The 18,370-nt window shown below is 69.0% G+C and carries 16 protein-coding genes and 2 pseudogenes; 14 read left to right on the forward strand and 4 right to left on the reverse strand.

Annotated elements, in window-relative coordinates; translation table 11 throughout:
- Positions 1-161: 161 nt before the first annotated feature.
- Positions 162-2,120, forward strand: a complete 1,959-nt coding sequence (locus tag G3I56_RS29300; RefSeq protein WP_239135173.1) for an amino acid transporter — start codon at positions 162-164, stop codon at positions 2,118-2,120.
- A gap of 55 nt (positions 2,121-2,175) precedes the next feature.
- Positions 2,176-2,349: a hypothetical protein gene (locus G3I56_RS29305; protein ID WP_164414156.1), complete on the forward strand. Its 174-nt coding sequence runs from the start codon at positions 2,176-2,178 to the stop codon at positions 2,347-2,349.
- Here the strand turns inward: G3I56_RS29305 and G3I56_RS45125 are convergent.
- Positions 2,284-2,598 carry a hypothetical protein gene (locus G3I56_RS45125; RefSeq protein ID WP_343240085.1) on the reverse strand — a complete coding sequence of 105 codons (315 nt, stop codon included), beginning with the start codon at positions 2,596-2,598 and terminating at the stop codon, positions 2,284-2,286. The two genes, G3I56_RS29305 and G3I56_RS45125, sit on opposite strands and share 66 nt — an antisense overlap.
- Positions 2,599-2,837: 239 nt before the next feature.
- Here G3I56_RS45125 and G3I56_RS29310 point away from each other — a divergent pair, with 239 nt between their 5' ends.
- The 6 genes and pseudogenes from G3I56_RS29310 (at position 2,838) to G3I56_RS29335 (ending at position 7,918) form a co-directional block, all read left to right on the forward strand.
- Positions 2,838-3,272, forward strand: coding sequence for an ATP-binding protein (locus tag G3I56_RS29310; protein WP_203690922.1), 435 nt, complete (start codon positions 2,838-2,840; stop codon positions 3,270-3,272).
- An 890-nt stretch (positions 3,273-4,162) separates the two neighbouring features.
- Positions 4,163-4,495 (forward strand): MerR family transcriptional regulator, encoded by a 333-nt coding sequence (locus tag G3I56_RS29315; RefSeq protein ID WP_164414158.1) that lies wholly within the window; start codon positions 4,163-4,165, stop codon positions 4,493-4,495.
- 388 nt (positions 4,496-4,883) lie between these two features.
- Positions 4,884-5,189: a hypothetical protein gene (locus G3I56_RS29320; RefSeq protein WP_164414160.1), complete on the forward strand. Its 306-nt coding sequence runs from the start codon at positions 4,884-4,886 to the stop codon at positions 5,187-5,189.
- Positions 5,190-5,434: 245 nt separating this feature from the next.
- A complete protein-coding gene (locus G3I56_RS29325; protein ID WP_239135174.1) occupies positions 5,435-6,001 on the forward strand; it encodes a VanZ family protein in 567 nt (188 codons plus the stop codon).
- A 310-nt stretch (positions 6,002-6,311) separates the two neighbouring features.
- Positions 6,312-6,479, forward strand: a pseudogene (locus G3I56_RS29330) (hemolysin III family protein); the annotation flags it as partial.
- Positions 6,480-6,679: 200 nt separating this feature from the next.
- Positions 6,680-7,918 carry a PP2C family protein-serine/threonine phosphatase gene (locus tag G3I56_RS29335; RefSeq protein WP_164414361.1) on the forward strand — a complete coding sequence of 413 codons (1,239 nt, stop codon included), beginning with the start codon at positions 6,680-6,682 and terminating at the stop codon, positions 7,916-7,918.
- 176 nt (positions 7,919-8,094) lie between these two features.
- Here G3I56_RS29335 and G3I56_RS29340 read toward each other — a convergent pair.
- A pseudogene (locus G3I56_RS29340) lies at positions 8,095-9,020 on the reverse strand (helix-turn-helix transcriptional regulator).
- Positions 9,021-9,481: 461 nt separating this feature from the next.
- On the opposite strand from G3I56_RS29340, the gene G3I56_RS29345 reads away from it, so the two are divergent.
- From G3I56_RS29345 to G3I56_RS29355, 3 genes are read left to right on the forward strand one after another with little or no spacing between them, the layout of a single operon-like run.
- Positions 9,482-9,901 (forward strand): ATP-binding protein, encoded by a 420-nt coding sequence (locus G3I56_RS29345; RefSeq protein ID WP_164414162.1) that lies wholly within the window; start codon positions 9,482-9,484, stop codon positions 9,899-9,901.
- Positions 9,882-10,568 (forward strand): anchored repeat-type ABC transporter ATP-binding subunit, encoded by a 687-nt coding sequence (locus tag G3I56_RS29350; protein WP_164414164.1) that lies wholly within the window; start codon positions 9,882-9,884, stop codon positions 10,566-10,568. The genes G3I56_RS29345 and G3I56_RS29350 overlap by 20 nt, the downstream gene beginning before the upstream one ends.
- A complete protein-coding gene (locus G3I56_RS29355; RefSeq protein ID WP_164414166.1) occupies positions 10,565-11,437 on the forward strand; it encodes an anchored repeat-type ABC transporter permease subunit in 873 nt (290 codons plus the stop codon). Before G3I56_RS29350 ends, G3I56_RS29355 begins: the two co-directional genes overlap by 4 nt.
- A 132-nt stretch (positions 11,438-11,569) precedes the next feature.
- Here G3I56_RS29355 and G3I56_RS29360 read toward each other — a convergent pair whose 3' ends face one another.
- Positions 11,570-11,959, reverse strand: a complete 390-nt coding sequence (locus G3I56_RS29360; protein WP_164414167.1) for a metalloregulator ArsR/SmtB family transcription factor — start codon at positions 11,957-11,959, stop codon at positions 11,570-11,572.
- 95 nt (positions 11,960-12,054) lie between these two features.
- Here G3I56_RS29360 and G3I56_RS29365 point away from each other — a divergent pair, with 95 nt between their 5' ends.
- The 3 genes from G3I56_RS29365 (at position 12,055) to G3I56_RS29375 (ending at position 15,537) form a co-directional block, all read left to right on the forward strand.
- Positions 12,055-14,070 (forward strand): heavy metal translocating P-type ATPase, encoded by a 2,016-nt coding sequence (locus G3I56_RS29365; RefSeq protein ID WP_343240086.1) that lies wholly within the window; start codon positions 12,055-12,057, stop codon positions 14,068-14,070.
- Complete coding sequence (locus G3I56_RS29370) at positions 14,067-14,474, forward strand: (2Fe-2S) ferredoxin domain-containing protein (protein WP_164414171.1); 408 nt, start codon at positions 14,067-14,069, stop codon at positions 14,472-14,474. Before G3I56_RS29365 ends, G3I56_RS29370 begins: the two co-directional genes overlap by 4 nt.
- A gap of 856 nt (positions 14,475-15,330) precedes the next feature.
- The gene (locus G3I56_RS29375; protein ID WP_343240087.1) at positions 15,331-15,537 is read left to right on the forward strand and encodes an acetyl-CoA synthetase; all 207 of its coding nucleotides are present in this window, start codon (positions 15,331-15,333) and stop codon (positions 15,535-15,537) included.
- 42 nt (positions 15,538-15,579) lie between these two features.
- Here G3I56_RS29375 and G3I56_RS29380 read toward each other — a convergent pair whose 3' ends face one another.
- The gene (locus tag G3I56_RS29380) at positions 15,580-18,234 is read right to left on the reverse strand and encodes a glycosyl hydrolase (protein WP_164414173.1); all 2,655 of its coding nucleotides are present in this window, start codon (positions 18,232-18,234) and stop codon (positions 15,580-15,582) included.
- Between the last annotated feature and the right edge of the window lie 136 nt (positions 18,235-18,370).

The following is an 18,370-nucleotide window of genomic DNA, read 5'->3' on the forward strand; positions in this document are numbered from 1 at the left end:
CCACCGGAGTGGCTCATACGTGTCTTGGTGCTGGGTACCGGTGCCGGGAGGCCGCATACTCGGTGATCGTTGCGCTGCCGTCAGGGTGGTGGCTGTGGCGACCGATTCGTGGTCAGACAGGGAAGGTCATGGGGGATATGAGTGATACAGGTCGGCCGATAATGCCGGAGGTCGTGGACAGTCCCGCGTTGCGGACACAGCCGACAGGCAAGGCAGCGCGGTGGCTGCTGCGGCATCAAGTGCAGCCGGTGGGGCCGGCGGCCGGTGAGAGTCATGCCGAGCCGCATTCCTGGTGGAAGGTGATGTGCCTGACCGGGGTCGACTACTTCTCCAGTCTGGCCTATGTGCCGGCGATCGCCGCGTTGGCCGCGGGGGCCGTCTCTCCTCTGGCGACGCTGCTGATCGTGGCGTTGACGTTGCTGGGGATGCTTCCGATGTACCGGAAGGTGGCCAGGCAGAGCCCGCACGGTGCGGGATCGGTGGCCATGCTGGAGGATTTGCTGCCGTTCTGGTGGGGCAAGCTGTTCGTTCTGGTCCTGCTCGGGTTCGTGGCCACCTCGTGGATCATCACGATCACCCTGTCCACGGCGGACGCCTCCGTGCATGTGGTCGAGAACCCCTTCTTCCCCTCCGTACTCCACGGTCACGAGGTTGCCCTGACCGTGGGGCTGCTGCTGGTCCTGGGAGGGGTTTTCCTGCTCGGGTTCAGCGAGGCGGTCAGTGTCGCCATCCCGTTGGTCGCGGTGTTCCTGGCGCTCAACGCGGTTGTCATCGCTGTGGGCCTGGTCGATGTGTTCACGACGGACGGCGCGCTGTCGGCCTGGACCGACGCGCTCGTCGACGGCGGAGGCGGCTTCGGCGACCTTGCCGGTCCGGCGCTGCTGGCCTTCCCTTTGCTGGTGCTGGGCCTGTCGGGCTTCGAGACCGGTGTGAGCATGATGCCGCTCGTGGCGGCCGACGGCGCCGACGCCGAGGAGCGGCTGCGCGCCAGGATCCGCAACACCCGTCGGCTTCTGACCACGGCTGCTGTGATCATGAGCGTCTACCTGCTGGCCGCCAGCTTCGCGACCACGGTCCTTATTCCGGAGAAGGAGTTCGAGCCCGGGGGCGCCGCCAACGGCAGGGCGCTGGCATGGCTGGCCCACGAACGCTTCGGTGAGGCGTTCGGCACCATCTACGACATCAGTACGATCCTCATCCTGTGGTTCGCCGGTGCTTCCGCCATGGCAGGGTTGATCAACATCGTTCCCCGCTACCTGCCCGGCTACGGCATGGCCCCCGAGTGGGGACGCGCGGTGCGACCGGTGGTCATCGTCTACACGGCCCTGTGCATTCTGATCACCATCGCCTTCGACGCCGACGTCGACGCCCAGGCCGGTGCCTACGCCACCGGAATCCTGGCGATGATGGTCTCCGGAGCCTTCGCCGTGACCGTCTTCGTCGCACGCAGCCGCCGGCGCGCGGCCACCATCGGCTTCGCCCTGCTCACCGCGGTCCTGTTCTACGCCCTGGGCGCCAACATCATCGACAAGCCCGACGGCATCGCCATCTCCGGCTTCTTCATCCTGGGCATCATCATCGTGTCGCTGATCTCCCGAGTCGCCCGCACCACCGAACTGCGCGCCGACCGCCTCGTCTTCGACGAGGCCGCCCGCCGGTTCATCGCCGACACCCTCGCACACGACGAATCCATCAACATCATCGCCAACCGCCGCCAGGCCGGCGACGAAGCCGAGTACAGCGCCAAGGAGCGCGAGCAACGCGGCACCAACCCGGTACCGGGCCTCGCTGACGTGCTCTTCCTGGAGATCGACGTGGTGGACCCCTCCGACTTCAGTGAAACCCTCACTGTCCACGGCGTCGAAGTCGACGGCTACCGCATCCTGCGCGCCGAGGCGCCGGCCGCCCCCAACGCCATCGCCGCCATCCTTCTCGCCTTGCGCGACGCCACCGGCGTGCGGCCGCACTGCTACTTCGCCTGGGCCGAAGGCAGCCCCCTGGTGCACATGATCCGCTACTTCCTCCTCGGCCGCGGCGACACCGCCCCGGTCACCCGCGAGATCATCCGCAGCAACGAACCCGACCCCGACCGCCGCCCCGGTATCCACGTCGGAGCCTGAGCCTGTTTTCTCCGCCTGATCGCGGCGGTCCGCCGACTGAAAGGGAGCAGGCGTAATGACGCATTCAGGCGATCCTGACCGCAGTCTCCGGCGTACCCAGTACCTCCTGCTCTCGCTCATGGCCGCCCTGGCAACGGCCGGGATCCTCACTGAGTCGATGTTGCTACTGGGGCTCGCCGCCTGGGCTCTGATCGCGGCCGGTCTCATCGAGATGATCTACCGGCCCTGAACCCTGGCCGCCCGGGCGAACGCCGACACAGTCACGTCGAGACAGCGAGGCGGCTTCCTTGGAAGGAAAAACCCTCAACACGCGCCTCAACGTGCTGGGACCACGACAGCTTTCGGGCTTCGACTCCGAGAAGGTCACACCGCTGAGGTCCACCACGATCCGCTGCGGCCGCGCCGTGCCGTCCTCGGAGAGCAGGGCGTCGCTGAGGATGTCCTTGACGTGGTGGTCGATCTCGCCGCACACGGTCACGACGCGGACGCCGTCGACTACTTCGCGCTCGACGGAGAGCCGGGGGACTTCTGATTGTCGGCCACCGTCTCCTCAACTGCGCCAAGGCCTGCCCGGACAGGGATCACGCGGAGGATTCTGCCCCACCGCCATGGCGGGGATGCACCCGGCGCCGGACGACAACTCCCTGTGGCGTGGATGATGTTGTCGCGGGTATTGGCCAGCGTGAACGGGGGAATGGGGGCGTCACGTGAGATCCCATGCCGACGGTCACAATGACGAGTACCTCATGCGCGCCGGCTTCGCCCTGCATCGCAGACGCCCGCCGCCACACCATCGCCTTCCTCGACCAGGCCCGCACCGACCATGACCTGCCAGTGTCCCAGCGCGCCAGAGATATTACCCAGCTGGTGGTCAGCGAGCTGGTCACCAACGCCGTCAAGTACGCCCCCGGCCCCGTCCGGATGGAACTGCGCATCAATGCCCACGCCGTGGACATCGTCGTGCGGGACAGCGACCCCGTCATGCCCGCGGCCCGGGCCGCCGATCCCGGCAGGATCGGCCAGCACGGACTGGAGGTCGTCAAAGCCATCACCGAGGAACTGCTCATCGAGCGGGAACCGGTCGGCAAACGCGTCACGGCCCGCATCGCCCTGTTGTCCGACCCACCCCGCGGCGACACTGCCCACCGCTGAGCCGACGAGCCGGTGGCACAGCAGCCCGTCGGACCAGCCATGACGAGGCGCGCATTTGGGCAGCTCCACTCGGGTAGCGGCGATCCGGAGTTGGCCGTCCCGCTCGGAGGGGACAGCGATAGTGCCTTACTCCTGCCCCGCCGCTTATCTCACTGTTGAGTGCGCGGAAATCTATGCTGTCTGAAGTAGACATTCGGTGGTGGGTCTGGTTATGGTTTCTCTCGTAGCCCAGAGAGACAGCAGGGCCTGGCAGACACGAACTGCCGGGCGGCAGTACATGTAGTTGCAGTGCGCAGGGCGGTGCGGTGGTGGAGTTTCGAAGCCAGGGTTGTTGCAGGAAGGCGACGGGACTGACGGCCGGACCGGGTGGCCCGCAGTGATCAGGGGCCGCCGTGAGCAGTACCGGTAAACGCAGTTCGCAACATGTAGCAGTGAAGTCGGTAAGCAGTACCTCGGTGAAGGCGTCGGCTGCGGGCGCGCGCACCGGGAGGTTCGGCAGTGGGGTTCCAAGCCAGAGCAGACGCAGGACAGGCGAACGGGGCTGGCTGCCGAAGAGTGGCGCTCTCTCAGGCCACTGAGCAGTTCGTATCACCAGCAGTGCGCATTCCCCCGCTTTAAAGCGAGTTGATCCCAGAGGGAAGAACGGAGGGGCCGAGCGCCATCAGGATCGCCCGGGTGGACGTCTTGAGTCCGGGTACCGCAGGACATCGACAGTGAGGTGGTCTCCGGTCGAGCAACCGCGATCCCAGCATTCCCGGCAGCAGTCCGGTCGGGCGTGCGGAAACAGAAGGCCGGCGCGGTAACCAGGGCCGGCAGATGGTGTAGCAGTTCCTTCGGGCCCTGGTGCCAATGGCACCAGGGCCCCTCCCCGTGTTCCACGGAGAGGTGAGATGACAGCGGACGACTCCTACGGCCGTCTGGACGACGACGATTACCCCGCCTACACGATGGGCCGGGCTGCCGAACTGCTCGGCACCACCCAGAGCTTCCTGCGTGCCATCGGGGAAGCCCGCCTCGTCACCCCGCTGCGTTCCGAGGGCGGGCACCGTCGCTACTCCCATTACCAGTTGCGCATCGCCGCCCGTGCCCGGGAACTCGTCGACCACGGGAACCCCATCGAGGCCGCCTGCCGCATCATCGCCCTCGAGGACCAGCTCGAGGAAGCCCAGCGCATCAACGCCGCATACCGCCGCACCGCATCGCTGTACACGGCCGGCGTCTGACCCGCACTGCACGGCGACGCGCCGGACCGTACTCTTCCGCCGATTTCAAGAGTATGGGCATGATCGCCGAAGATGCCCAGCTGCCGGTACGGGACGGGAGTTCGCCTCCCGCCCGGCACCCCGCTCGGCACCTTGCGTACCCCCGCGGCTGATGCGCCTGCTGGCGCGGCTGGCCGGGCTGCCGGGCAGGCAGCCGCCGGCCTCACCCGCGAGCACTGGCAGGGCCGGTGGGCCGAAGGTGGGTTCCGCGTCTACGACGGGAAGATGCCGATCGTGGCGACCGCCCTGGAGCCGCTGCGCGAGCACGGCCCGGCCGGGCCCGTGTTCTGGCGTTTCGGCCGTGAGGGCCGACAGAACCTGTGGGACGCGATCGGCAATCCCCGCCGGGATGTTCCTCGCCCGCCGCGCGGAAGACGCGCGGCGCCGCCAAGCGGAGGAAGCCGCCGAACGCGAGGTGCAGCGCCCGGTGTGCGGGGACTGCGGGCAGAAGTTCACCGACGACCGGTGGGAGGCCATCACCGCGGTCGAATGGGATCGCGGGGACAGCCACCCGCATCTGTGTGACGACTGCAAGTACCGGATGCTCGAAGCGGAGCAGCAGGCACCCGTGGACGAACGCGAGCGCCAGGAGCAGGAGCGCCAGTCGACACCCGGCAGGATCGGCCAGCACGGCCTGGAGGTCGTCAGTGCCTGAGGCACTAAAGCAACCCGGCATCGCGCCGAACCCGGCCATGACACAATCAGAACTGATCCGTGGTCATGTCCGCCGCGGTCGCTGAGGTACCCGACGACGCGCTGTTGCGGCCCATGCTCACCGTCTTCTGGGCGAGGCGACTGTACGGACACGTACGGTCCCTGCGTGAACCGCCGCCCAGCGGGCCGCTCCACAGCTCGGGTATCGGAACGTCCAAGCAAACTACCCCTGGCTGGGAGCTCGTAATGGCGCGGATAGTCCTGCGTGACAAGACCGCTGAGGATCGTGGGGAGTGGGTTCCCGGAAAACCTCCTCTGCCCATGTTCGGTCGGGTGCTGGCCATGATGCTGGCTTTCGCGGGGACGGTCGTATTCGCGGTGGTTCTGGCCCGGCTGACTCTGGAACCCTCGGCAGCATCCGTGCCGCTGACGCACAATAACCTGCGCCCTGGTGACTCCATCCGTGCGTACCTCGCGCAGCCCATGGCTCCTGACACGGTCAAGCAGCTCGGCGGCAATATCGTGATGGGGATACCGTTCGGTGTGCTGTTGCCGGTACTGGTGCCCCGAACGCGAGGACTGCTCCGCGTAGCGGCGGCCACCGCCTTTGTGATGATCTTCGTCGAACTCGTCCAGGGTGCCCTCATTACCGGGCGCGCCTTCGACGTCGATGATGTACTGCTCAACACCACGGGTGCCCTCATCGGTTACCTGCTGATCGGCCGCCGGATGGGTCTCGCAGTGCATCCCCGACGCCGCCACTGGTGGCACCGGCTCACCAAACGCCAGCTGACTGCTGAAGACCCGGCATAGGCGCACTGCGCCCCCTGTTCCGCCGCCCCTCTGGCGCACCATGGAGTTTGATGCTCGGGCCCGGCCCCGGGGGTGGGGGCGACGGCGGGATCCTCGGCCGGCTCGCTCCTCGACACGGCTCCCTGCCTGTTCGCCGGCCGGGTGCCTGCTGCGCCCGGCCGATCGCCCTACGGTGGGCCCCGCCCTGTGGACGGAGTCCAGCCGCCGGGAGGGTGGAAATCTCCTTCCCTCCATTGATCACGATGGGGTCACGGCCGACATGCCTGTAGAGGGTGCACGGCGGGATCAACCCGCCCCAGCCCAAACGGCGGCGACGGTGCTGACTGGCGGTCTGCTCTACACAGCGGGCGCCGTGGTCTACGGACTCAAGCGCCCCGACCCCTCACCGGCCTGGTTCGGCTTCCACGAGGTCTTTCACGCCCTGACCATCGCCGCCTTCACCGCGCATTACACTGCCATCCTCCTCGCAGCGACATGACGGTGTACGTAGCGGGCAGAAGTCGAGTCCGGTGGTGCATGTGACCTGTCCGGGTACCGGGCTCGGAACAGGTTTTCCGCGTCTTTCTGGGCGAAGTCCCGAGCGTCATCCAGCAATGGAGGAGTCGCATGACCGTAGGAAGGCCGAACGGCGGCCGGGCCGCTCGTCCTCCCGGGGACGAGAGTCGCCTGGGCCGGGCGATGACTCTGGCGGGGACGCTGGAGGCGGCGGAGGCCGCGGCGCCGGTGGAGTCGCTCGACGTGGTCGCGCGCATGCTCAAGGAGCACATCGGGGCCGTGTCGGTGTCGTTCCTGATCACCGACTTCACCGGTAGCTCAGTCGTACGGCTGGGGGCGGCGGGCAGCGTCGACACTGGTGAGCCCGCCCGGCGGATCAAGCTGCGGGGCACCCTGTACGACGATGTGATCCGTACCCAGCGGCCGGGCGTGGAGGACAAGGGCGAGGGCGCGCTGGTGCGGGTCGTCGCCCCGGTGACCAACCGCGGGGACGCCATCGGACTCCTCGAACTGTTCCTGCCCGCCGCGCCCGGCGAGGAGGTGATGCGGGAGATCGGCGAGACCGCGCACGCGCTGGCGTACATCGTCATCGCGAACCGGTCCTACACCGACGTGTACCAGTGGGGCCGCCGTACCACCCCGCTGAGCCTGGCCGCGGAGATCCAGCACCGGCTGCTCCCGGACTCGCTGGCGTGCGAGGCCGCGCAGTTCGCGGTCGCCGGGGCGCTGGAACCGGCCGACCACGTCGGCGGTGACACCTTCGACTACGTCATCGACCGGGACAGTGTCCAGCTCTCCGTCACCGACGCCATGGGGCACGACGTCGACGCCGCGCTGCTGGCCACCATTGCGGTGGGCGCCCTGCGCAGGGCCCGGCGGGCCGGTGCCGATCTCGCCGAACAGGCCCGCCAGGCCGACCAGGCCATGCGCGAGCACGGTAACAAGGGCTACGTCACCGGCCAGCTCCTGCGCATCAACCTGATCGACGGCAAGACCGAGTTCATCAACGCCGGGCACCCCTGGCCGCTGCGGATGCGGGACGGCAAGGTGCGGGAGATCACTCCGACGGTCGATATGCCGTTCGGCTTCGACGCCCCTCATAACTACCAGGTCCAGTCGCTGGACCTGCGGCCGGGCGACCGGCTGGTGATGCTCACCGACGGCATGCTGGAGCACAACCCAGGCAGCCTCAACCTGTCCGACCTGATCGTGCGCACCCGCGCGCTGCACCCCCGCGAGGCCGCCCGCACCCTCATCGCGGCGATCGTCGACGCCAACGACGGCCACCTCCAGGACGACGCGACCGTCATGTGCCTGGACTGGCACGGCACCAACCACTCCCAGCGGGACGCCGACACCGGCGCCAACCTCACCGACGCCTCACGACCGTCAGGAACGGGACGGACCACTCCCAGGCGATGACCCTGGGCGTTTGATGGCGAGCCCGGCCAGACAGCCGGAGGCCATCGCTGCGCTTGTGTGGGGGCGTTGCGCATCGGCCCGGCCGACGCGCTTTGATCGATGGGTGGCGAGGCTGGTAGCTCGAAGATCCAGGTGGCAGCGGTTCGTTGATTCGTTGTTGGCGGGTTTGCTGAGGGCTAGTTGGCGGGCACGGCTGGGCGGTGGTCACGGTCTGTCGCGGAGCTACGGGGGCGGCTCGCCGCGTCGATGTACGTCTTGGTGGCGTCGGTGATGAAGCCGCAGCTGCTGCCAGGGTCGAGGGCCTGGACCCGGAGGTGGTCGTACATCGCGCTGTAGTGCTGCACGGCGCAGGGTTTCTCCAGGTAGAGATCGCTGGTGAACCGCTCCAGGTACACCACCCTTGCCACAGGGCTGCCGCTGTCGGCGGACTGCAGGATGGAGAACTGTCCTGACAGGCCCGGGTGAGCACCCGCCGCATAGGGAAGGACCTGCACCATGACGTGCGGCTCGGCGCTGATCTCGTTCAAGTGCTCCAGTTGTTCGCGCATGATTTCAGGGCTGCCGACGACGCGGCGCAGTGCCGATTCGTCCAGGACGACCCACAGGTGCAGCGGGCAGGCCGGCTCGTAGATCCGATGCTGACGGCGTAGCCGCACCTTGAGGCGCGTGGCGCCCTGTTCGGCGGTGAGCAGAGGAACGGTTTCCCCGATGACGGCGTGGGCGTAGGCGGGGTCTGCAACAGGCCGGGGATCACCATGGGCTCGTAGGCATGGATGACGGCGGCGTCTGCCTCCAGGCCGACATAGACGCTCTGGGGAATGTCGCCGTAGACGCTCCACCAGCCCTGCTGTCCGGATTCCTTGGCCATCCGCATGAGCGGGTCGATGACCTGCTGGTCCGTCACTCCGTAGATCGCGCACAGATCGCATACGTCGCGGGGGCTGATGGCGCGGCGGCCGTTCTCCAGGTGACTGATCTTGGGCTGGGAGACCATGAGCCGCTTGGCCACCTCTGCGCTCGTCAGCCCATTGGCGTGGCGGAGCCGGCGGAGCTCGGCTCCCAGGCGGCGCCTTCTGACGCTGGGATTGCTGTTCGCCGCCACGAGCGGGGTACCTCCGGCTCCAAGTCATGCTGCTGGCCCGCAGATTGCCTTGGACCAAGGGCTGTTGATCCTGTGCCATGCCGTCATGTTCGCCAGCCAGTCAATACGGACTGTGACTTTGTCATTTGCCTCACGGCAGGACCATCAGGGACGTCCGCCGGATACGTGCCTCTACCTGTGGTCTCACGGCACCAGCCAACACCAAGGCGTGCACGTATCGCCGTACAGGACACCACAACTCACAGTCACCAGACCGCAGCTCGCCAACTACTGGCGCAGGACACTAGGTCCTGCCCCGTGCGAGAACGATTCTGCCCCACCGCCAGGCTGGGGACGCACCTGCTGGCGGACGCCAGTCCTTGTGGCATGCATGATGTTGTCGCGGGTAGTTGCGTGCGTGAATGGGGGAGTGAGGGCGACGCGTGGGGTCCCAGGCCGATGGTGACAATAGTGAGCATCTGATGCGCGCGGGCTACGCCCTGGACGGAGAGGACGGCTGCATCGCTGACGCCCGCCACCACGCCATCGCCTTCCTCGACCAGGCCAGCACCGACCATCACCTGCCGGTGTCCGAGCGCGCGAAGGATCTCACCCAGCTGGTGGTCAGCGAGCTGGTCACCAACGCCCTCAAGTACGCCCCCGGCCCCGTTCTGATGGAGCTGCGCATCAACGCCCACGCCGTGGACGTCGTTGTATGGGACAGCGAGCCCACCGCGCCTGCGGCCCGGACCACCGATCCCGGCAGGATCGGCCAGCACGGCCTGGAGATCGTCAAGGCCGTCGCCGAGGACCTTTTCATCGAGCGGGAACCGGTCGGCAAACGCATCACGGCCCGCATCGCGCTGTCCGACCCACCCCGCGGTGACACCGCCTACCGCTGAGCCGAACAGTCCTGCGGCACAGCAACTCGTCGGACCAGCCATCACGAGGCGCGCATCCCTGGTACGGGCCTGTAAAACGTTCCTCGTCGGCCTGGTTCCGCTGGCCGGAGGCGAGGTGGCCGTCGAGGGCAGGACCGGCCGGCCGGCCGGGCGAAGCATCGGCTACGTGCCCCAACGGCACGAGTTCGCCTGGGACTTCCCCATCGACGTCGCGGGCGCGGTCCTCACCGGCCGCACCCGGCAGCTGGGCTGGCTACGCCGCCCGGGCGCGGTGGACCGCGCGACGGTGGACGAGACGCTGGAGCTGACCGGGCTCACCCAGCTCCGCCGACGCCCGATCGGCGAGCTGTCCGGCGGCCAGCGGCAGCGGGTCCTGGTGGCCCGAGCCCTGGCCGCCGGCCCGCGCATCCTGCTCCTCGACGAGCCGTTCACCGGCGTCGACGTCCCCACCCAGGAGCTGCTGAACGAACTGTTCGGCCGGCTGGCGGCGGAAGGCAGGGCGCTCCTGATGACCACCCACGACCTCGCTGCCGCCGCCCGCACCTGCCACCGGGTGGCGCTGATCAACCGTACGGTCGTCGCCGAGGGCGGCCCCGAGCTCCTCGCCGACCCCGACCAGATGCTGCGGGCCTTCGGCCTCGACCACGCGATCGGAGCCGGAGCATGATCGAGTTCTTCACCGACCCCTGGCAACTGCCCTTCATGCAAAGGGCGTTCGCCGTCGCCGCGATCATCGGCCTGGTATGCGGCGTCGTCGGCGTGTACGTCGTGCTGCGCGGCATGGCGTTCATCGGCGACGCGGTCGCCCACTCGGCCTTCCCGGGCGTCGCCCTCGCCTACGCCTTCGAGGGCAACCTCCTGCTCGGCGGAGCCACGGCCGGCATCATCACGGCCGTGCTGATCGCCTTCGTCTCCCAGAACCGGCGGCTGAAGGAGGACACCGTCATCGGCGTCTTCTTCGCCTTCGCCTTCGGTCTGGGCATCGTCCTGGTCTCCACCAGGGACAGCTGGACGACAGACCTGTCGTCCTTCCTGTTCGGCCAGGTGCTGGCGGTGAGCGCGTCGGACGTGTGGACCGTGGCCGCCATCGGCGCCGTACTCGTCCTCGTCGTGCTGGCGATCGGCAAGGAACTGGTCGCCGTCAGCCTCGACCGCGAGACGGCGCGCGCGGCGGGTCTGCCGGTGTTCCGCCTCGATCTGACCCTGTACGTCCTCGTCACCACGACGATCGTGATGTCCCTGGAGGCGGTCGGCAACATCCTCGTCCTCGCCCTGCTCATCACCCCCGCCGCCACCGCCCGCATGCTCACCGAACGGCTGTGGGCCATGACCCTCCTGGCCTCGCTCATCGGCTGCGCGGGCAGCATCGCGGGTCTGTACGTCTCGTACACCTACGACCTCGCGGCAGGCGGCTCGGTGGTCGTGGTCCTCACCGGCCTGTTCGTTCTCACCTGGTGCCTGGCTCCCCGCCACGGGCTCCTCGCGAAACTGCTCCAGCGCCCGGACGGGGCCACCCCGGCGCGGCGCGGCGCCTGACGGGTCGCCACCACCACGTAACTGTTGCTGTACCACCACCCTGCGCGCCTATGGATCCGGTTTCGAGCTGTAGCGGCGGGGCGTTCGGCGGGACGGTGACGACTCTGGTGCCTGCGAGAGGTGGAACGTGACCTACCGCCGGACCGCGGCCGGTACCGCTTCGGCGGCGTGGGCGTCGCGCAGGCCGAGTCGCAGGTGTTCGACGTGGAAGAGGGCCTGTTCCAGCAGCTCGGCGACATGGTTGTCGTAGAGGGCGTAGACGATGGAACGGCCCCGGCGTTCTCCGGTGACGAGCCCGAGATTGCGCAGCAGGCGGAGCTGGTGGGAGCAGGCGGAGGCTTCCATTCCCACGGCCTCGGCGAGGTCGCCGACCGCGCAGGGGCCTTCCTGGAGGCGGGCCAGGATGTACAGCCGCGAAGGGGTGGCCAGGGCCTGGAGGGTGGCGGCGACGTCGGTGGCTCCCGCCGCGTCCAGGCGCTCGCGGGGCGTTGCGTGGTTCTCGTCGGCGGCTCCGTGACCCATGACGCCCATCCTACCCGTCACACATGAAGACCTGTTCAGATGTTCATGTACGGTGGGATGTGTCGCCGTCTTCCGCCCTGAAGGGTTGCTTCGTCGTGCCTTCCGACCTGATCACACGGCCCGAACGGGCAGCTCCGGCCGCCTCTCCCGCAGCGCCGAAGCGCCGTACGCGGGTGCGCCGTACGCGCGTGTTCGCCCTGGCCGAGGCGCGCTGGGCCATTGCGGCGCTGATGCTGTTCCTGATCGCGCTGTCGCTCCAGCTGGCCGGCGCACCCGCCTGGTCGTGGGGCCCTGTCTACGCCGCCGCCTACGTCACCGGCGGGTGGGAGCCGGCCTGGGCTGGGCTGACGGCGCTGCGGGGCAAGACGCTGGATGTGGACCTGCTGATGATCGTGGCCGCGGTCGGCGCGGCCTCGATCGGGCAGGTGATGGACGGCGCTCTGCTGATCGTCATCTTCGCCACTTCCGGCGCTTTGGAAGCTCTGGCGACCGCCCGTACCCAGGACGCGGTCCGCGGTCTGCTCGACCTGGCCCCGGCCACCGCCACACGGCTGGCCGCCGACGGCGGCGAGTCGACGGTCCCGACCGAGGACCTGGTGGTCGGGGACACCGTCCTGGTGCGTCCCGGAGAGCGGGTCGGCGCGGACGGCCGTGTCCTGGACGGGGCGAGCGAGGTGGACCAGGCCACCATCACCGGGGAGCCGTTGCCGGTCGCGAAGGAGACCGGTGACGAGGTCTTCGCCGGCACTCTCAACGGCACCGGTGCCCTGCGGGTCAAGGTCGGGCGGGACGCCTCGCACTCGGTGATCGCCCGGATCGTGGCCATGGTCGAGGAGGCTTCCGGGACCAAGGCACCCACCCAGCTGTTCATCGAGAAGGTCGAGCAGCGCTACAGCCTGGGCATGGTCTTCGCGACCCTTGCCGTTTTTCTGGTCCCCCTCGCGTTCGGCGGGGATCCGACCGCCTCGCTGCTGCGGGCGATGACCTTCATGATCGTGGCCTCGCCGTGCGCGGTGGTCCTGGCGACGATGCCGCCGCTGCTGTCGGCGATCGCCAACGCCGGACGCCACGGCGTCCTGGTGAAGTCCGCCGTGGTCATGGAGCGTCTCGGGCAGGTCGACGCGGTCGCCCTGGACAAGACGGGCACCCTGACCGAGGGCACCCCTCGCGTCACCGGCATCCGCCCCCTGCCCGGCTCCGGCCTGGCAAAGGACGCCCTGCTGGCGCTGGCGGCTGCCGCCGAGCACCCCAGCGAACACCCCCTGGCCCGCGCGATCGTCGACGCTGCCCGTGCCCGCCACCTGGCCGTCGCGGACGTAGGGGACTTCACCTCCGCCCCCGGTATCGGCGTCACCGCCACAGTCGACGGACACACGGTCGCGGTCGGTGCCCCCGCCCGCCTCCGCGACGCCAACGACGACACCAACCACACCCTCTGGGCCCGCGCCGCCGAGACCGCGGCGGACCTGGAGGACGGCGGCCACACCGCCGTCCTGGTCCTGCGCGACAGCATCCCGGTCGGGGTGCTGGGCATCGCCGACCGGCTGCGTCCCGACGCCGCCACCACGGTCGCTTCCCTGACCGCGCTGACCGGCAGTACCCCGATGCTGGTCACCGGCGACAACCCCCGCGCCGCCGCCCGCCTGGCCGCTGAGGCCGGCATCTCCGCGGACGACGTCCACGCCGGCCTCCTGCCCCAGGACAAGGTCGAGACAGTACGCCGCCTGGAGGCCCGCGGCCGCAAGGTGCTGGTCATCGGCGACGGTGTCAACGACGCCCCCGCGCTGGCCGCCGCCCACACCGGCATCGCCATGGGCCGCGCCGGCTCCGACCTCGCCCTGGAAACCGCCGACGCCGTCATCGTCCGCGACGAACTCGCCACCGTCCCCAAGCTCATCGCCCTCTCGCGGGCGGCCCGCCGCCTGGTGGTGCAGAACCTGGTCATCGCCGGAGTGTTCATCTCCGGCCTGGTCATCTGGGACCTTGCCGGTCATCTCCCGCTGCCCCTCGGCGTACTGGGGCACGAGGGATCGACCGTCATCGTCGGCCTCAACGGCCTGCGCCTGCTGCGCGACGCCGCCTGGAACCGCACCACCCAGGACACGCGATGAGCCGCCACAGCAAGAAGGCCACCCCCGAAACAGGAGCGCCCCGGCCCATCGTCACCGTCTGCCGCGGCTGCTGCTGCGGCACGCCTGCCAAGGTTCCACGGCTGGACCACGAAGCCCAGCTCACCGACCTGCGCACCCAACTGGCCGGAGTCGCGATGGTGCGGCGTACCGACTGTCTGGACGCGTGCGAGCGCGCCAACGTCATCGTCATCCAGCCCTCCGCCGAAGGCCGCAGAGCCGGCGGACGCCCGGTCTGGCTCGGGCAGGTCAACGACCCCGAAGCCGCTGCCGACATCACCACCTGGGTCAAAAACGGCGGCCCCGGCCTCGCCGAGGCACCCGGCATCCTCGACCTCTACACGTTCAGCCCGTCCCGACGCGTCCGCCACGAACTCGAAGACTGACCAACCCCGGCTCGGACGCAGCCGGGGCACCCCACTTCAGCCGATCGGGCCGACGCGCCAAACCGCACCTCCGGTCGTCTACGTCGCCTTCGTCGCCTTCGTCGTGGACACCTTCTCCCGCCGCATCGTCGGCTGGTTCGCGGCAACCACCAAACACGCCGAACTCGTCCCGGCCGCCCTGGAGATGGCGCTCTGGCAGCGCGACAGGACGGGCACTCCGCCGCGACGCGGGGAACCGGTCCATCACTCGGATGTGAGTCCGGGCAAATACACATCATTCACGCTCGCCGAACATCTGGACCGAGACGGCATCGCGGCATCCATCGGATCGGTCGGCGACGCGTATGACAAGCTCCAGCCCCTTCGGCTCGGGTCGGCTCGGGCATACGGTGAGACCCTCCGCTTCTCCTCTGGCGACGGGAACCGAACTGTGACCGAGGGCGTCGCAGTGATGTTCGGTGGCGTAAAGGGAGTGGTCATGATGATGGAGGACTGCAGACGGGGTCGAGGATCCTGGACCTTGCTCGTGGCCGCCCTGGTGGCTGTCTCCTGTCTTCTGACCGCCTGCGGAGGCAATGGCGACGATTCGGAGGCGGACTCGGTGCCGCCCCGTCCTTCTGCCGGTCCATCCACCGGCACCCCTTCGGTGACAAGGTCGGCAACGTCCCTGTCGACGCCGTCGACACGAGCCTCGGCCCCTCATGGGACAGCCTCCACGCCTCCAGGGTGCGTCGCGGGCTCCACCACCGTCTCCCACCGTCCGGGAGACGCCTCTGCTCACGACCTGTGTGTTCGGCCCGGGACGGTGGTGTCTCTCGTCCTCCGGCCGCGGAACGACGACAAGCGGTGGACGGGTGTGCTGAGTTCAGCGCCGGTCTTCGTCCTGGCGTCCGGATGGGAGGTGGCGGCGGACGGCTCGGCCCGCGCTTCGCTGCGCTGCGCGGGTACCCGGGGCGGTACCGCCAAGATCACCGCGCTCGCGAAGGCACCGGATGTGGCGGGCGCGGCGCGCGTCGCGTTCACGTTGGACGTGAGTGTGGTGCCGTACACGTCGCAGGGGTGATCCCGAGAAAATCCCGGGATCACCCCATCCGATGTCGCTGAGTCAGTGGCAGTCGCGCACGTTGATCGTGTAGATGCCGCGGCCGTGGGTGGCCGCGTACAGCGTCCTGCCGTCGGGGCTCAGTTTCAGCTGGAGGACGGCGACGGCCGGGAGGTTCCCGACGCGCTGCCAGGTCGTACGGCCCGGCGCGCGGTAGACGACGCCGAGGTCGGTGGCGACGGCGAGGCCGCCGTTCGGTGTGACGACCGCGGAGTCGGTCGGTACGTCGGGGAGGTTCTTCGAGACGTCCTTCCAGGTGGTGCCGCCGTCGGTGGACTCGAAGACATGGCCGATCCCGGCGCCGGGGCCTTCGGTCCAGTGCCGGGAGAAGCCGTTGACGGCGAGGTAGACGTGGTCGGCGTTCTTGGGGTCGATGGCGAAGCCGCTGAGGTAGCGGTTGGGCACGGTGCCGTCCGTGCCGGTGGCGGGGAGCGTGATGTCGTGCCAGCCGGTGCCGTCCGCGTTGCCGACGGAGATGCCGCGGGCGAAGCCCTGGTTGTTGCAGGGGCCGCACCAGGCCGCGTAGACCTTGCCGCCCGAGGCTGCGACAGCGGTGGCGGTGCGGCCGGCGCCGAGGTCGTACACGTTGGTCCACTCGTCGCCGCTGCGGATGGCGTAGCCGTGGGTCTGGACCCAGATGTGGCGGCCGCCGGCGATCCAGGTCGAGCTGTTCTTGGCGTCGGCCGTGATCGGGGCGATGAAGCGGGCCTCACCGGTGGCGTTGTCGGCGGGGGCGACGTTGTACGACGTGATCTTGCTGGGGTCGGTGACCCAGCTGCCGTCGTTGACGGCGCAGTTCTGGGTCACCTGGATGGCGAGGTAGACGTACTCCTCTGCGATGTTGCAGCCGTTGGCCGGGTCGGTGAGGGTGTCGCCGCCGTCGCCGCCGAAGTTGGAGCCCATCACGCGGTCGTTGCTGCGCAGGATGGACTGGCCGTTGTCCTGCAGGCCGCCGGTGACCGAGACGCCGCCGTAGGTCAGGTCCTTGCCGACGCCCACGGAGTAGTACTGGAGAGTGTCGATGGTGCCGTCGTTGAGCGAGGTCCAGTCGGTGGCGTGCCCGGAGGCGTCCTGCCGGCCGTGGAGCGGGCGCTTGTAGACGCCGCCGTCGTTGCCGACGTAGACGAAACTCCTGCCGTGGTAGCTGCCGATCGCGACGCCGTGCTGGTCGGGGTGGGTGGTCTGGTTGCAGTCACCCGTCTGCTTGGTGGGGTCGATGCTCCAGCAGGGGAAGCCGAAGTTCCAGTACGGGCCGACGGCCGACCAGGTGGCGCCGCCGTCCTTGGTCTCGTGGACCTCCTCCAGGCCCGCGTACACGTGCTGCGGGTCGTTCGGGTCGACGGTCAGGAACTGGTTGTACCAGGACTGGACGCCCGGCATGTAGCCGCTGGAGGTCAGCGCCGAGCCGTCGGCGGCCAGTTGCTTGTAGTCGGCGACCTTCGTCCAGGGACCGAACGGCGAGCCGGCGCTGTAGATGCCCGCCAGCCCGCTGTCGGGGTTGGCGGCCATCTGCGCGGGCGACTCGTCGATGGCGTAGTAGCGCGAGCCGTCGGCGGAGCGGGCGAAGGTGACGGTGCCGACGTTGTCGGCGTCGGTCGGCAGGTCGCCGAAGCCGCTGGTGATCCGGGTCCAGGTGCCGTTCACCTTGGTGTAGAAGCCGTTGTATTCGTCACCGCTGCGCCAGCCGATCGCGAGGATCACCTTGGAGGGGTTCTTCGGGTCGATGGCGATGTCGTTGGTGATGTTCTTGTACGCGGCCGAGGCGTCGCTCGCCTTCGAACCCCCGGGCAGGTAGTCGGGGTTGGGCGTGAACTCCAGCTTCCAGGATCCGCTCAGCTTCTTCGTGGAGTGGCTCCACACCCCCTCGCTGGTCGCCGCCCACACCTTGCCTCCGCCGAAGCGCAGCTGGCGGATGGTGGTGGACTCCAGCTCGTCGCCGCCGACCCGGCTGCGCGTGGAGAACGTGCCGTGGTGCGGGTCGGACAGGACGTAGACGCCGCTGCCGAGGTAGGCGTCGGCGTTGGTGGTCGCCTCGCCCGTTCCCAGCCACAGCCGGCCGCCGCCGTCCAGGGCGAGGGCGCCGGTGGACTGCGCGGGCAGCCTGTCGCTGATCGGCTGCCAGTGACCTCCGCCGGTGCGGGAGCGCCACACTCCGCCGCCCGCGCTGCCCGCGTACACGTACCCGTCGTCGTCGGCGGCCATCGCGGCCATCCGGCCGGTGACATTGCCCGAGCCGCCGCTGGAGTTGGAGTCGTAGTCGCGGTAGCGCGCATCATCGGAGTTGTACGGCAGGTCGGTGATGTTGCGCCAACTGCCGCCGGTGCTCGCCAGATTGGTCAGACTCGTCCAGGCGGCGCCATAGGCGCCCGGTGCGACGACGCCGGGTGAGGTGCGGGCCTCGGCGTACTGGTCCGCGCCCTCGGCTATCTCGTCGGCCTCGTTGCCGTCATCACCGCCGCCATCGTCCTCCGCCTTGGCCTTGGGGGTGATGGCGCCCACCGACTGGGCGCGTTCGGCGGCGAGTTGGGCGAGTGCGCGGGCGCCGAAGGGGCTACTGTTCCCGCCGGGCGCGGCGCCGGCGGGTATCGCGACGAGTGCGGCGGATGCGGTGATGGCACAGATCGTGAGCCATCGTCTCTTACGGGTGGGTGCTGACACCAGGTCCTCCGAAGAACGGGTAACGGGTGGTCGTACAGCCGTCGCACAGAACCCGACCACCGGCGGCAGGAGGCGTCCGCCACTTGGACAGCCTTTGACTAGAACCTGTCACTCCCTATGGCCGGAAGCCGACCGG

Origin of the sequence: Streptomyces sp. SID12488, from assembly GCF_010548275.1 — a bacterium.
GTDB lineage: Bacteria > Actinomycetota > Actinomycetes > Streptomycetales > Streptomycetaceae > Streptomyces.